Genomic DNA, 14,207 nt, shown 5'->3' on the forward strand with positions numbered 1-14,207 from the left:
TGTCGCGGCCGGTCCAAAAACCATCGGGACCGTGCTGTGATCGTGAACACCGTGTTGTGCGGCGCCGTAGTGCTGGATACTGCGGGCAGCCGCCCCCGGTGACCGGTGCCGGACGCGGTGAGCTGGAGGGGACGGTTCGCGTGAGCGAGATACCAGCGAAGGCCACGGAGTCCGAGGACCCGTCGGACGGCGCGAGGGCGGGGGTCGCGGGGGATTCCGCCGTGGCCGGAGCGACGGGCGGGGCGATGGGCGGCGCCATGACCCGACCGCGAGGCGACGCGAGAACCGAGCCGACGAACACACCGTGGGGCGGCACACCCGCCGGAGCGAGCGGCGACGCGAGGCTTCGGACGACGGGCGCCTCGACGGGCGATCCGACGGGAACGGGCACGGACGCGGGCAAGGACATCGGCGCGGACATGCACCGGACCACGGCCAAGTCGCCTGGTGGACCGCAGGGTGGAGCGTCCGTCGAACCGTCCGGAGAGCCCCTGGGCGACGCGATGTGGCAGAGCAGCCCGCCCGGTTCGATCTACGACTACATCAAGGTCGCCTCGTTCTCCATCGGCGCCGACGGCCTCGTCGACCAGTGGAGCCTGCGTGCCGAGCAGCTCTTCGGGATATCCCCCGAGCGCGCCCTCGGCATGGACCCCATCGAGGCGTTCTTCGAACCCGACCAGCGCGAGCGCGGCCAGCGCAAGATGGCGGAGATCCTGGACGGCCGCGAGTGGACCGGTGTGGTCCCCTTCCGCATGCCGGCCGCCGAGGACGGTGGGCCGGGCGACGAGGGCCTCGCCGAGGTCTATGTGATGCCCACCACGACGGAGGACGGCGAGCGGGCCGCCGTGTGCATCGTCGTGGACGTCCGGACCCTCCGCAGCATCGAGACGGACCTCGCCGCCTCGCAGGCGATTTTCGGTCAATCTCCGTTCGGCTTCCTGCTCATTGACACGGATCTGCGGGTCCGGCGCGCCAACAAGCGGTTCGCCTCGGTGTTCGGCGGAAACGTGGAGAGCCACCGGGGCCGTACGGTCCACGACTATCTGCCGCGTTCCGAGGCCGAGCGGGTCGCCGCGACGCTGCGCCGCGTCCTCGAAACCGGCGACTCCATCACGGACATGCACGTCACCGGTTTCATACCCGGCTCCGACGAGCGCCGGCACTGGTCGATCAACCTCTACCGCGTGCACAGCGGCACCGGCCGCCCCATCGGTATCGCCTGGCTCGGAACCGACATCACCAGCCGCCGCGCCGCGGCCCGGGAAGCGGCATCCGCCCGGCGCAATCTCGCTCTTCTGAACGAGGCGGGCGCCCGCATCGGCAACTCCCTCGACCTGGAGACCACCGCGCGCGAACTCCTCGACGTCGTCGTGCCCGGCTTCTGCGACCTCGCCACCGTCGACCTCTACCAGGGCCTGCTGGCGGGCGACGAGACCCCGCGGGCGCTCGCCGACGGCAGCGCGGAGCTGCGCCGGGTCGCCTTCGCCAGCGCCGTGTCCGACGCGCCGTTCATCGGCGGACCGGCCCCCGTGGCCGTGGGCGCCGTCCACCACTACCCGTTCAACTCGCACTGCGCGGACGCCCTGCGCACCGCCCGCCCCCAGCACGTCCCCGCCGAGGACGGCGGGCTCATCCAGTCCACGCTGGCGGTCCCGATGGTCGCCCACGACACGGTGGTCGGCCTCGCCCAGTTCTCCCGTACGAAGGGCAGCGAGCCGTTCGGCGACCGCGACCGGGCGCTCGCGGTGGAACTCGCGGCGCGCGCCGCGGTCTGCATCGACAACGCCCGCCTCTACCGCCGCGAGCACGAACGCGCGCTGATCCTGCAGCGCTCGCTCCTCCCGCCGGGCGACCCGGAGGCCTCCGGCCTGGACATCGCGTGTCGGTACCTGCCCGGCAACGCGGCCACCGAGGTCGGTGGCGACTGGTTCGACGTCATCGAACTCCCCGGTCACCGCACGGCGTTGGTCGTCGGCGACGTCATGGGGCGCGGTCTGCGCGCGGCGGTCGCCATGGGTGAACTGCGCACCGCGGTCCGCACCCTGGCCCTCCTCGACCTCGAACCCGCCGAAGTCCTCTCGGCGTTGGACGAGATCGCCCGCGGTCTCGGCACCCCCGGCGGGGTCCAGCAGGCCACCCGCGCGGCCCGCCAGCCCCGCGACGCCGACCTCTCCGAGGTGTACCTGGCGACCTGCGTGTACGCCGTGTACGACTCCGTGACCCGCCGCTGCACCTTCGCCAACGCGGGCCATCTGCCGCCGGTGCTCGTCGAACCCGGCGAGAGCGCGCTGATGCTCGACGTGCCGCCGGGCATGCCCCTCGGGGTGGGCGGCGAGCCCTTCGAGGAGGTGGAGGTCGAACTACCCGAAGGCGCACTGTTGGCGCTCTACACGGATGGACTGGTCGAATCGCGCGATCACCCCCTCGACGAGGGCCTGCAGGCCTTCGTCGGCGCGCTCACCGACCCCTCCCGCCCCCTGGAGGACGTCTGCGACCACGTCCTCAACACCCTCGACACCCACCACGGCGAGGACGACATCGCGCTGCTGATGGCGCGTGTCCAGGGGCTGCCCGCCGACTCCGTGGGCGACTGGACGCTGCCGCGCGAGCCGCGCAGTGTGGGGCGGGCCCGTGAGTACGCGCGCACCCAGCTCACCGCCTGGGAGCTGGAGCCGCTCGTCGACACCGCCGAGCTCCTGGTCAGCGAACTCGTCACCAACGCGCTGCGCTACGGCGAGGGCGAGATCAGGCTGCGCCTGCTGCTGGACCGGACCCTCGTGTGCGAGGTCTGGGACGCGGGCCTCGTCCAGCCGCGCCGGCGCCGCGCCCGCGACACGGACGAGGGGGGCCGGGGGCTGCAGCTCGTCGGTCTGCTCTCCGCCGCGTGGGGCTCGCGGCGGACGCCGCGCGGCAAGACGGTCTGGTTCGAACTCCCGCTCCCGGACGGCGGCACGCCCCTCACGGACCCGGCGGAGGCGTTGCTGAGCCTGTTCTGACCGCACGATTCCCCGCGCCCCCAAGGGCCCCTGCGTCCCCTAAGGCCCCTGCACCCCCCCAAAGTCCCTGCACCCCTGAAAGCCCCCGCGCCCTCAGAAGTAGTCCCTGCGCCCGCGTGTCCTCGGTCCGCCGAAGCTCGCCGCGGGGGCTTCGGGGGTGTCGTCCAGCAGGATCCCGCCGAGCACCGCACCGCCGACGCCGGCACCCTCGGGCCCGGCATACGGATTCCCGTACGCCCGCACGTCCCGCTCCGCGAGCTGCTGGGCCTCCAGGGCGAGCCCATCGGCGCGCCGGACGTCGACGAGGGTGCGGGGCGCGAGCGCGAGGTGCCGCTCCGCCTCCGACAGCCGGGTCCGGGCCTCGACCCCGACCGCTCCCCGGTGCGTCGTGACGAAGTCGGAGGCGAGGGCGACGGCACTGCGGGCCGGAAGGAGCGCGTGGTCGAGGAAGGCCCGGTCCAGGAAGGCCCGGTCGACGGGGACACGGTCCTCGGCGAGGAGCGGTGCCGCGGCGTCGGCGACGCGACGGAGGGCGCCGAGGGGGTCGTACGGACGGGCGCCGCCCGCGATCTCCCGCCGCACGTCGGCGACGGCCGACGCGGCGTGCGTGATCCGACCGGGCAGCGCACCGACGGCCGGGAGGCCGCGCGCCGCCGCCAGCTCGGCCCGCGCGTCACGCAGTGCGCCGGGCAACAGGGTTGCCGCGGAGGCGAGTTCGGAGGCCAGCCGGTCGATACCGTCCATGAAGAGGCCCGCCTGGTCGACGGCGGCCTCGGCGGCCCGCAGATACGCCGTCGCCCGCGCGCCCTCCTCACGGTCCAGGGACTTTCGGGCCTGGTCCAGGCGGCTGGTGGCGAACACGATCCGGTCCTTGGCCTGTTCGACGTGGCCCACGACGGACAGGGACGCGGAGGGCGCGTACCGCTCGCGCAGCTCGGTGAGCGTCGCCTCCGCGGCCGGGGTGCGCGCGGCGAGCTCCCGGAGACGGGCCTGCGCCGACTCCAGCGCGGCAGGCAGCGTCCGTTCCAGGGCGCGCAGCAGGTCGAACCCGGGTGCCTCCGCGTCCAGCCGCCGCCCCGCCTCCGAACAGCGGGCGACGATCTCCTCCAGCAACTGCCTCCGCACGAGGCTGTCGTCCGTCAGGGAGTCGTCCAGCCGCTGCCACAGCCGGAAGGACGCGGTCAGCTCGGAGCGCGCGAACGCCAGTGCCTCCGTGTACGTCTCGACGGCCTCCTCCCCGAACCGGTCCGCGGCCCGCCCGAGTTCCTCCGTGCCGGTGCGCACGCAGTCGTCGATCTCGACGAGCAACCGCCCCGCCCGCCGGTCGAGTTCGGTGAACGGCACGGGGTGCGGGGTGCCGCCGCCGGGTGTCGTACGGGTCCGGGCCCGCCGTGTCCGCCGCGCGTACGAGTACGCCGCCAGCGCCCCCGCGGCGACCACCGCGACGAGGGGCAGTACGAGATCGCCGGTGCTCGTCCCGCCCCGCCCGGGCGCGGCCCGCACCTCGTCGGCACCCGCCCGTGCGACGGGCAGCAGCAACCACCCCACCGCCAGCAGCCCCCCGAGCACGGCATGCGCCACCCGTACGGCTATGTGGGACGTGGCTCGGCGCGACCGGCTTCGGCTCAGGGGCGACGTCACATTTGGGAGCGTATGACCGCTTGCGCCGGGGCGCGACCGGGGGTGCGCCGAGGCGGTGCCGCTTAAGGTACGGGGGATACGGGGGCGTACGGAGGGGGCACGGGGGATGGACAAGCAGCACACGGGGACCGAGGAGGAGACCGGGGCGGAGCCGGCGGAGAAGACCACGGCGACACCGGCCGGGGCGGGGACGGACACCGGGGCGGGGACGGAGAGGGGAGCGGGCGGGCCGGAGGACGACGGGGGCCGTACCTCTCCGAGCCGTGTCCCCGCCTGGCTTCGAACGGTGGGCCGGGGCTGGCGGCACCCCCGCCTCCGCTGGCCCAAACGGGTCGCGCTCGCGCTCGTTCTGGTGTCGCTGCTCTCCGTGCTCGCCGTGGGCACCGCCCTGCGGGTCAACTATGCCGGAGACCCGGCCTCCGGTACCCAGACCAGGAACCGTGACGCCCTCTGGATGGGCCACGCCTGGGTGGACGGCCGGAAGAAGGACGCGGACGTCAAGGCGCTCGCGGAGCGGCTGCGGACGACCGGGATCCGGGATCTGTACGTGCACGCGGGACCGCTGGAGCACGACGGGACCCTGCCCGAGTCGGCGTACCCCAAGGCGCGTTGGCTGGTCGATGCCGTGCACCGCGAACTGCCCGGCGTCCGCGTCCAGGCCTGGCTCGGCGACGTGCTCGCCACCGAGGGGGAGGTCGGGATGCGCCTGGAACGGGCGGCCACCCGGGCCGCCGTCGTCCGCTCCGCCGGGCAGATCCTGGACGCCGGTTTCGAGGGCGCCCACTTCGACCTGGAGCCCCTGCACTCCGGCGACTCGAACTACCTTTCCCTGCTCGACGATCTGCGCCGGGTCACCCGGGCCCACGACGCCCAGCTCTCCGTCGCCGCCCACCAGATCGACCCGCTCCCGAACCTCCACTCCGTCGCGGGCGCCTTCACGGCGCACCCCAAGTGGTGGTCCCAGTCGTTCTTCAGGCAGGTCGCCCGCCGGGTCGACCAGATTGCCGTGATGTCGTACGACACGGCGCTTCCGCTGGAGAGCCTGTACGGGGGTTACGTCGCCGAGCAGACCTCCCTCGCTCTCGAAGTCACCCCGAAATCGACCGACCTGCTGATGGGGCTGCCCTTCTACTACGAGGACAACATGGACCACCACGGCTCCGCCGAGACGGTCGCGGCGGCCGTCCGCGGCGCCCGCCTCGGCCTCTCCCGCACCGACCGCACCCGAGAACACTTCGGCGTCGCCCTGTACGTGGACTTCGCCGCCCGCGAGAAGGACTGGACGGCGTACGAGGCAGGCTGGGTCCGGTGACCGTCACCCGCAGACCGCTCGCGAGGGACGAGCTGGCGCCCCTCGCCCGAGCCGCCCTCGGCCCGTCCCGGACGCTCACCGCTGTCGCCCGTCTGCGCGGCGGCAGCAAGAAGGGTGTCTACCGGCTCTTCCTCGACGACGGCTCCACCGCGGTCGCCTACGTCTGGGACCCGGCCGAGGACTACTGGGACGCGGCGCCGGCCGACCCCCGGGACTCCTTCTCGCACGCCTCCGGGCTCGACCTCTTCACCGCCGCGTACGACAGACTCACCGCGCTCGGCATCCGCACCCCCCGCCTGCTGTTCGCCGACCGCACGCACACGCGCGTGCCCTCGGACGTGGCCGTGGTGGAGGACATACGCGGCGGCAGCCTGGAGGACCTGCTGCACCGCGACCCCGAGGCCGCCGCAGGGCCCCTGCGGGAACTGGCCGAGGCCCTGAGCACCCTGCACGCCCACCCCGCGCCACGCCACGGCAAAGTCGCCGTCGTCGACAACGGCGGCAGCGCGCACGGCGGTTCGTGCGAGCAGGTCGTCCTCGAACGGGCCCTGGCCGACCTGGCGGAGGCCGCCGCACGCGACCCCCGGATCGCCGCCGTACGCGAGGCGCTGCACGACCGTCTGCACGCCCTCGCCGAGAGGGTCCGCCCGCGCAGCCGCATCGGCCTGGTCCACGGCGAACTCGGCCCGGACCACGTGCTCGTGGACGAGCACGGCCACCCCGCCCTCATCGACATCGAGGGCCTGCTCTACTTCGACGCCGAGTGGGAGCACGTCTTCCTGCGCCAGCGCTTCCACGACGACTACGCAGCTCTGCGTGCCGACGGCCTCGACGAGGACCGGCTGCGCCTCTACCGCCTGGCCATGCACCTCTCGCTGGTCGCGGGCCCGCTCCGGCTCCTCGACGGCGACTTCCCGGATCCGGAGTTCATGCGGGCGATCGCGGAACACAGCATCGGGCAGACCCTCACGCTGCTGGAGAACCCCGTGCCATGATCTGAGGGGCGCGTCCGATGTGCGGCGCGCGCCGGGGAGTGGGGAACCGATGCACTACTCGTATGTGGAGGCCGTGGGCACGGTGGCGCTGGTCGGCCTGGCGGCCATCGGGATCGCCGGGATCACGACGGGCTGGGTGCCGCCGTTCGGCCGCAGTATCGTGCTCCGGCCGAAACTGTGGGGGTACGGGGCGCTGGTGAGCGCCGTCGGTATGACCCTCTTCGTGTTCCTCGGACCGTTCCGCGCCCCCGACATCGGCATGGCGCCCTACGCGCTCGGAGGCATGGGCGTGGCCTTCGTGGGCATGGCCCTCCAGATGGCGGCGCGCCGCCCCGGCCGCCCTTCCGCACGCCGATGACAGCGCACTGGCTCTTCGCGGCCGGCCTCGGCGAGGGCGTGGTCCTGGGACTCGCGGCGGCCGTCGGGATCGTCGCCGTGCGCGGCGGCCGGGTGCCGGGGTGGGAGCGCCGCCCCGTGGTCCGGCGCCGCCTGTGGGGCCAGGGCGCGCTGGTGCTGACGGCGGCTCTCGCCCTCGAATCGCTGAGCCTGGCCTTCACGGGCCCCGGCTTCCTCCAGTTCGCCGTCGCCGTCGTGAGCGGCGCGGGCCTGATCACCGGCGCCGCCCTGATGCACCGCGCGACCCGCGACCGCCGCCGCGGCCCCACCGCTCCTATGACTCCTTAGAGTCCTCCGACTCCTACGACGACGAATCCCGCCTCCTGATCTTCGACCCCAGCCACACCAGCGGGTCGTACTTGCGGTCGACCGCCCGCTCCTTCAGGGGGATCAGGGCGTTGTCCGTGATCTTGATGCCCTCGGGGCAGACCTCCGTGCAGCACTTGGTGATGTTGCAGTAGCCGAGGCCGTGCTCGTCCTGGGCGGTGCGCTTGCGATCCAGGCCGGTGTCGGCGGCCGCGTCCAGCGGGTGCATGTCCAGTTCGGCGACGCGCATCAGGAAGCGCGGGCCCGCGAACGCCGGTTTGTTCTCCTCGTGGTCGCGCACGACATGGCAGGTGTCCTGGCACAGGAAGCACTCGATGCACTTGCGGAACTCCTGCGAGCGGTCCACGTCCTCCTGCTGCATGCGGTACTCGCCGGGGCCGAGACCGGCCGGGGGGACGAAGGCGGGGACCTGCCGCGCCTTCGCGTAGTTGAAGCCGACGTCCGTGACGAGATCCCGTACGACCGGGAAGGCGCGCAGCGGTGTGACGGTGATCGTCTCCTCCCGCGTGAACACCGACATGCGCGTCATGCACATCAGCCGGGGGCGTCCGTTGATCTCCGCCGAGCACGAACCGCACTTGCCCGCCTTGCAGTTCCAGCGGACGGCCAGGTCCGGGGCCTGGGTCGCCTGGAGCCGGTGGATGATGTCCAGCACCACCTCACCGTCGTTGACCTCGACCGCGAAGTCCTCCAGGCCGCCGCCCTTCACATCCCCGCGCCACACCTTGAAGCGGGCCTCGTAGCTGCTCACTCGTAGAGCTCCTCTTCGGCGAGGTACTTGACCAGCTCTTCCTTCTCGAAGAGGGCGAGCAGGTCGGGACGAATGCGTTCGGTGGTCTCGCGGCTGAGGTCGATCTGGCCGTGCACCGGGTCGGTGGCCGCCAACCCGCCTGTGGGATCGGTGAGTTGGCACAGGAGATTGACGCGACGCCAGGTCCGCTCCATCGTCGGATGGTCCTCGCGGGTGTGGCCGCCGCGCGACTCCGTGCGCTCCAGGGCGGCGCGGGCCACGCACTCGCTGACCAGGAGCATGTTGCGCAGGTCGAGGGCGAGGTGCCAGCCGGGATTGAACTGCCGGTGGCCCTCGACTCCGGCCCGCCGTGCCCGCACCCGTAGCTCCGCGAGCTTCTCCAGGGCCTGTTCCATCTCGGCCTCGCGGCGGATGATGCCGACCAGGTCGTTCATGGCCTGCTGGAGTTCCTGGTGGAGGGTGTACGGGTTCTCGGGCGGCCGCCCGCTCTCAGCACCGGGCTCCGGACCCTCGGCCGAGAAGGGCCGCAGGGCCTCGGCCGCCGCCGTGTCGATCTGGATGTCGTCCACGGGCGGGCGGTCCCCGGCCAGGTCGGCGGCGTACTCGGCGGCGTGCAGTCCCGCCCGTCGCCCGAAGACCAGCAGGTCGGAGAGGGAGTTGCCGCCGAGCCGGTTGGAACCGTGCATGCCGCCCGCGACCTCACCGGCGGCGAACAGCCCCGGTACGCCGCGCGCGGCGGCCGAGTCCGACTCGACCGCGATGCCGCCCATCACGTAGTGACAGGTGGGCCCGACCTCCATCGCCTCCGCCGTGATGTCGACGTCCGCGAGCTCCTTGAACTGGTGGTACATGGAGGGCAGCCGGCGCCTGATCACCTCGGCGGGCATCCGGGTCGACACATCGAGGAAGACCCCGCCGTGCGGCGACCCGCGACCCGCCTTCACCTCGGAGTTGATGGCGCGGGCGACCTCGTCGCGCGGCAGCAGCTCCGGGGGACGCCGGTTGTGGTCCGGGTCCTCGTACCAGCGGTCGCCCTCCTCCTCGGACTGCGCGTACTTCTCCTTGAAGACGTCCGGGATGTACTCGAACATGAACCGCTTGCCCTCGGAGTTCCTGAGCACCCCGCCGTCCCCGCGCACCGACTCGGTGACCAGGATCCCCTTCACCGACGGCGGCCAGACCATGCCCGTCGGATGGAACTGCACGAACTCCATGTTGAGCAGCGGCGCCCCGGCGAGGAGGGCGAGGGCGTGCCCGTCGCCCGTGTACTCCCACGAGTTCGACGTCACCTTGAACGACTTGCCGATACCGCCGGTGGCGATGACGACGGAGGGAGCTTCGAGCACGAAGAAGCGCCCGGACTCGCGCTCGTAGCAGAACGCCCCGGAGACGCGGCTGCCGTCCTTCAGCACCCGTGTGACGGTGCACTCCTGATACACCTTCAGGCGGCTCTCGTACTCGCCCGTCTCCTTCATGTCCTCCTGCTGGAGCGACACGATCTTCTGCTGGAGGGTCCGGATGAGTTCGAGCCCGGTCCGGTCGCCGACGTGTGCGAGCCGCGGATACTCGTGGCCGCCGAAGTTGCGCTGCGAGATCCGCCCGTCCTTCGTACGGTCGAAGAGGGCGCCCCAGGTCTCCAGCTCCCACACCCGGTCCGGGGCCTCCTTGGCATGCAGCTCGGCCATCCGCCACTGGTTCAGGAACTTCCCGCCCCGCATGGTGTCGCGGAAGTGGACCTGCCAGTTGTCGTGCTCGTTGGCGTTGGCCATGGCCGCCGCGATACCGCCCTCGGCCATCACCGTGTGCGCCTTGCCGAACAGCGACTTGCAGATCACGGCTGTACGGGCGCCACGTTCGCGCGCCTCGATGGCGGCGCGCAGTCCGGCGCCACCGGCACCGACCACGACGACGTCCCACTCCTGCCGGTCGACCACGGACATCAGAAGGCCCCACTCATCTAGAAGAAGCGCGGATCGTCGAAGGCGCCGGACGCGAGCAGATACACGTAGAAGTCGGCGAGCGCCACGCTGATCAGCGACGCCCAGGCGAGCAGCATGTGACGGGCGTTGAGCTTCCCGACCCACTGCCACATCCGGTAGCGCACGGGATGTTTGGAGAAGTGCTTGAGCTTGCCGCCGACGATGTGCCGGCAGGAGTGGCAGGACAGGGTGTAGGCCCAGATCAGCGTGATGTTGAGCAGGAAGACCAGGGTGCCCAGGCCCATGTGGCCCCAGCGGTAGTGCTCGTCGCGGAAGGAGAGCACGGTGTCGTAGGTCAGGATCCCGGCGACGATGATCGCGGCGTAGAAGAAGTACCGGTGGATGTTCTGCAGGATGAGCGGGAAGCGGGTCTCGCCGGTGTACTTCTTGTGCGGTTCCGCCACCGCGCAGGCCGGGGGCGACATCCAGAAGCCGCGGTAGTAGGCCTTGCGGTAGTAGTAGCAGGTCAGCCGGAAGCCGAGCGGGAAGATCAGGATGATGATGGCGGGGGAGATGCCCCACCAGCTCCCGAAGAGGTCCGCGTTCGGGCCCGCGTGCATCGTCTGGCACCGTTCGGCCAGACAGGGCGAGTAGAACGGCGAGACGTACGGCGCCGAGTAGTAGTTCGTGTCCGCGAACGCGCGCCAGGTCGAGTACACGACGAAGGCCAGCAGCCCGGCCGCGGTGACGGCGGGCGCCAGCCACCAGCGGTCGGTGCGCAGATGCGGGGCGGTGATCGCGGCGCGCGTAGCGGTGCGTACGCCGCCGCTGTAGGGATGGGGTTCCGTACCAGTGGGTTCCGTACCAGTGGTCAAGGGAGAGCTCCGGTCGGGGTGGGGTCAGGGGGCGTGCCGGTCGCGGGCGCCGAGACCCTCGTCGTCCGAGTCCGTCCACAAGGCGTTGTCGTACGGGGTGTCGGGGATGGCCACGAGATCGGGGCGCCGCGGCGAGGCGACGCCGGGGGCCGTCTCGCGCAGCAGCGCGACGCTCTCGCGCAGATGGTCGGCGTCGGCGCGGACGCGGCGCATTTCGAGCCCGCCCCTGCCGATTTGCTGCTCCAGGCGGCCCACTGACCGGTTCAGGTCGTCGAGGCAGCGCTGGACTGACATCAGGTCGTCTTGCACGGACATGACGTGACCTCACTTCCGTGGGCCTCCGGGGCCCTGGGTGGCGACGTTCATGCGCCTGCGAGTGTTGCGCGTCACACCTACCGGTGTGAAGGGACGTGCACCAATTGGCGGGCGTGCGCTGGGGGCGCCGTCCCCTGGGGGTTGCGCCCCCAGACCCCCGCTTCGGCCTGAACGGTCTCGTCCTCAAACGCCGGACGGGCTGAATCGAGTCGGCCGGCGTTGCGCCGCACGGGTGTGCTTGCTCTCGCTCCTCGCGTGTCGCCACCGGCAGACGAACCCTTTCCTCTTCAGTGGGTCCGTAGATCTGATCAACTCCTTATATCGGTAAATATACCGCCAAACATGATCAGAACCCCTGTTCGCCCGCGGAGCGGCTTGTCCCGGAGGTAGCAGAGATGTCCCACGACGGCGTCGGACCGCGCGCGGTGATGCGCTCGGTCGCGTTCCTCACCGCGGGCGCGCTCGCGGTACCCGCCCTCGCCGCGTGCAGCGCGGACGAGGAGGTCGCCAAGCCCGCCGCCGCGCAGGACATCGCGCCCGCGACCCGCGACCGCATCGAGGACGGCGGCACCCTCCGCTGGGCGGTGGACGCCGTACCGCAGACCCTCAACACCTTCCAGGCGGACGCCGACGCCGGTACCTCCCGGATCGCCGGCGCCGTACTGCCGTCCCTGTACCGCCTCGACTCCAACGGCATCCCCCAGCTCAACCCCGACTACCTCGAATCGGCCAAGATCGTCGAGAGCGAGCCCAAGCAGGTCGTCCTCTACAAGCTCAACCAGCAGGCCGTCTGGAGCGACGGCCGCGAGATCGGCGCAGCCGACTTCGCCGCCCAGTGGCGCGCCCTTTCCGGCAAGGACAGCGCGTACTGGACGGCCCGCAACGCCGGCTACGACCGCATCGAGAAGATCGAGCAAGGCAAGAACAACCTGGAGGTCCGCGTCACCTTCAGCCGCCCCTACGCCGACTGGAAGTCGCTCTTCTCACCGCTGTACCCCAAGGACGTGATGGGCACCGCGGACGCCTTCAACGACGGGGCGCGCACCAAGCTCCAGGCCACCGCGGGCCCGTTCGCCCTCCAGAAGATCGACCACAAGGACGGCCAGGTCCTGCTCACCCGCAACCCGCACTGGTGGGGCCGCCCCGCCAAGCTCTCCGAGATCGCGCTGGTCGCCGTCCCGCGCGACAAGCGGGCCGAGGCGCTCGCCGCCGACAAGGTCGACCTGGCCGAGATCGACCCCGAAGAGGCGGGCCGGATCGCGCTCGCCGCCCGCGACAAGGGGACCGCCTCGTTGCAGGGACCGGGCTCCGCGCTCCCGCCCGCGAAGGCGCTGCGTTCCTCGGCGGTCGCGCACGGTTCCGACGAGAAGGCCGCGTCCGACGAGATCAAGGCCCGCGAGAAGCAGCGCACGGCGGTCGCGACCTACGCCGGTCAGCAGACGGCCCTGCGCGACTTCGTGGTCCGCAAGTCCCTCGAGCCCGCCTACACCCAGCTGGCCCTGAACGGCTCCGAGGGCCCGCTCGCCGACGAGCGTGTCCGCCGCGCCGTCGCCCGCGCCATCAACCGCGACGAACTCGCCAAGATCGTCCTGAGCCCGCTGGGCCTGCCCGCCGTCCCGGTCGGCAGCCACCTCGCGCTCTCCGGCCAGCCGGCCTACGCCGACAACAGCGGCGCGCTCGGCGGTGAGGACACCAAGGAGGCGCAGGCGCTGCTGGCGGATGCCGGATGGGTGCCCGGGGGACCGGTGAACGAGCAGCAGCAGCAGAAGAAGAAGGACAAGGACAAGGCGGCCGGGCCCGAGGGCAAGAAGGCGGACTCCGACGCCGACTCGGACGACGGGACGTTCATCGTCGGCGAGGACGACAAGAACGGCGAGGCCGACCGGGACAAGAAGGACCCGAAGGACCACGCCGAGAAGCAGGGGAATCACGGGCAGCAGCACGCGGACGACCAGGCCGACAAGCACCTCGACGGCAGGCAGTACGCCCCCAAGGACAACCGGCAGGGCGGGGCGCCGGGAGCCTACGCGCCCAAGGGCACGGCCGCCCCGGCGGGCGCCGCGGCCGGCGCGCTCGCCAAGGACGGCAAGGCGCTGACGCTGCGCTTCGTCCTGCCCTCGGGTCCCGGTTCGGAGTCGCTGCGCACGGTCGCCGACCAGATCTCACGGATGCTGGAGCGCATCGGCATCCGGACCGAGACGTCCAAGGTGCCGGACGACAGCTATTTCAAGGACCACATCGCCTCGGGCCAGTACGACCTGGCGCTGTACTCCTGGCCCGCCTCGGCCTTCCCCGCCACCGACGCCCGCCCGATCTACGCGAAGCCCGTCCCGGCAGCCGACGGCTCCCTCGCCGTCGAGCAGAACTACACCAGGGTCGGAACCGACCAGGTCGACCAGCTCTTCGACCAGGCCATCGCGACGCTGGACGAGGACGAGTCGCGTTCCCTGGTCCGCAAGGCCGACGCCCGGATCTGGGCCGCCGCCGGATCGATTCCCCTCTATCAGCGCCCCCAGCTCACGGCCACCCGCCTGAACCTCGCCAACGCCGGTTCCTTCGGATTCCAGACCCCTCTTTACGAGGACATGGGCTTCCTGAAGAAGGGCGCGCAGGGGGGAACGCCAACGAAGAAGGACAAGTAAGAAGGGCACGTAAGAAGGGCGAGCAACGTCGCCCACGG

11 protein-coding genes are annotated in these 14,207 nt (G+C 71.7%); 6 read left to right on the top strand and 5 right to left on the bottom strand.

Annotated elements, in window-relative coordinates:
* Window positions 1-140: 140 nt before the first annotated feature.
* The gene (locus ACFVWD_RS21690) at window positions 141-2,996 is read left to right on the top strand and encodes a SpoIIE family protein phosphatase (RefSeq protein WP_389598140.1); all 2,856 of its coding nucleotides are present in this window, start codon (window positions 141-143) and stop codon (window positions 2,994-2,996) included.
* A gap of 93 nt (window positions 2,997-3,089) precedes the next feature.
* Here ACFVWD_RS21690 and ACFVWD_RS21695 read toward each other — a convergent pair whose 3' ends face one another.
* Entirely contained in the window at window positions 3,090-4,637 is a 1,548-nt protein-coding gene (locus ACFVWD_RS21695; protein ID WP_389598142.1) for a hypothetical protein, read from the bottom strand.
* A 106-nt stretch (window positions 4,638-4,743) separates the two neighbouring features.
* Here ACFVWD_RS21695 and ACFVWD_RS21700 point away from each other — a divergent pair, with 106 nt between their 5' ends.
* The 4 genes from ACFVWD_RS21700 to ACFVWD_RS21715 are packed head-to-tail and all read left to right on the top strand — an operon-like array spanning window position 4,744 to window position 7,628.
* Window positions 4,744-5,949 carry a hypothetical protein gene (locus ACFVWD_RS21700; protein WP_389598143.1) on the top strand — a complete coding sequence of 402 codons (1,206 nt, stop codon included), beginning with the start codon at window positions 4,744-4,746 and terminating at the stop codon, window positions 5,947-5,949.
* Window positions 5,946-6,944: a phosphotransferase family protein gene (locus ACFVWD_RS21705; RefSeq protein ID WP_389598145.1), complete on the top strand. Its 999-nt coding sequence runs from the start codon at window positions 5,946-5,948 to the stop codon at window positions 6,942-6,944. Before ACFVWD_RS21700 ends, ACFVWD_RS21705 begins: the two co-directional genes overlap by 4 nt.
* Before the next feature lie 49 nt (window positions 6,945-6,993).
* Window positions 6,994-7,302: a hypothetical protein gene (locus ACFVWD_RS21710; RefSeq protein ID WP_389598147.1), complete on the top strand. Its 309-nt coding sequence runs from the start codon at window positions 6,994-6,996 to the stop codon at window positions 7,300-7,302.
* Entirely contained in the window at window positions 7,299-7,628 is a 330-nt protein-coding gene (locus ACFVWD_RS21715; RefSeq protein ID WP_389598149.1) for a hypothetical protein, read from the top strand. The genes ACFVWD_RS21710 and ACFVWD_RS21715 overlap by 4 nt, the downstream gene beginning before the upstream one ends.
* Window positions 7,629-7,641: 13 nt before the next feature.
* Here the strand turns inward: ACFVWD_RS21715 and ACFVWD_RS21720 are convergent, their stop codons facing one another.
* From ACFVWD_RS21720 to ACFVWD_RS21735, 4 genes are read right to left on the bottom strand one after another with little or no spacing between them, the layout of a single operon-like run.
* Window positions 7,642-8,418: a succinate dehydrogenase/fumarate reductase iron-sulfur subunit gene (locus ACFVWD_RS21720; protein WP_389598150.1), complete on the bottom strand. Its 777-nt coding sequence runs from the start codon at window positions 8,416-8,418 to the stop codon at window positions 7,642-7,644.
* Window positions 8,415-10,358, bottom strand: coding sequence for a fumarate reductase/succinate dehydrogenase flavoprotein subunit (locus ACFVWD_RS21725; RefSeq protein ID WP_389598152.1), 1,944 nt, complete (start codon window positions 10,356-10,358; stop codon window positions 8,415-8,417). The genes ACFVWD_RS21720 and ACFVWD_RS21725 overlap by 4 nt, the downstream gene beginning before the upstream one ends.
* 17 nt (window positions 10,359-10,375) lie before the next feature.
* Window positions 10,376-11,212, bottom strand: a complete 837-nt coding sequence (locus tag ACFVWD_RS21730; protein ID WP_389598153.1) for a hypothetical protein — start codon at window positions 11,210-11,212, stop codon at window positions 10,376-10,378.
* Between the two features lie 24 nt (window positions 11,213-11,236).
* Window positions 11,237-11,527 (bottom strand): hypothetical protein, encoded by a 291-nt coding sequence (locus tag ACFVWD_RS21735; protein ID WP_389598155.1) that lies wholly within the window; start codon window positions 11,525-11,527, stop codon window positions 11,237-11,239.
* Between the two features lie 395 nt (window positions 11,528-11,922).
* Between ACFVWD_RS21735 and ACFVWD_RS21740 the strand changes: the two genes are divergently transcribed.
* Window positions 11,923-14,169 (top strand): ABC transporter family substrate-binding protein, encoded by a 2,247-nt coding sequence (locus ACFVWD_RS21740; RefSeq protein ID WP_389598157.1) that lies wholly within the window; start codon window positions 11,923-11,925, stop codon window positions 14,167-14,169.
* Window positions 14,170-14,207 lie beyond the last annotated feature (38 nt).

This window comes from Streptomyces sp. NPDC058086, from assembly GCF_042885015.1.
In the GTDB taxonomy this organism is placed as follows: Bacteria; Actinomycetota; Actinomycetes; order Streptomycetales; family Streptomycetaceae; genus Streptomyces.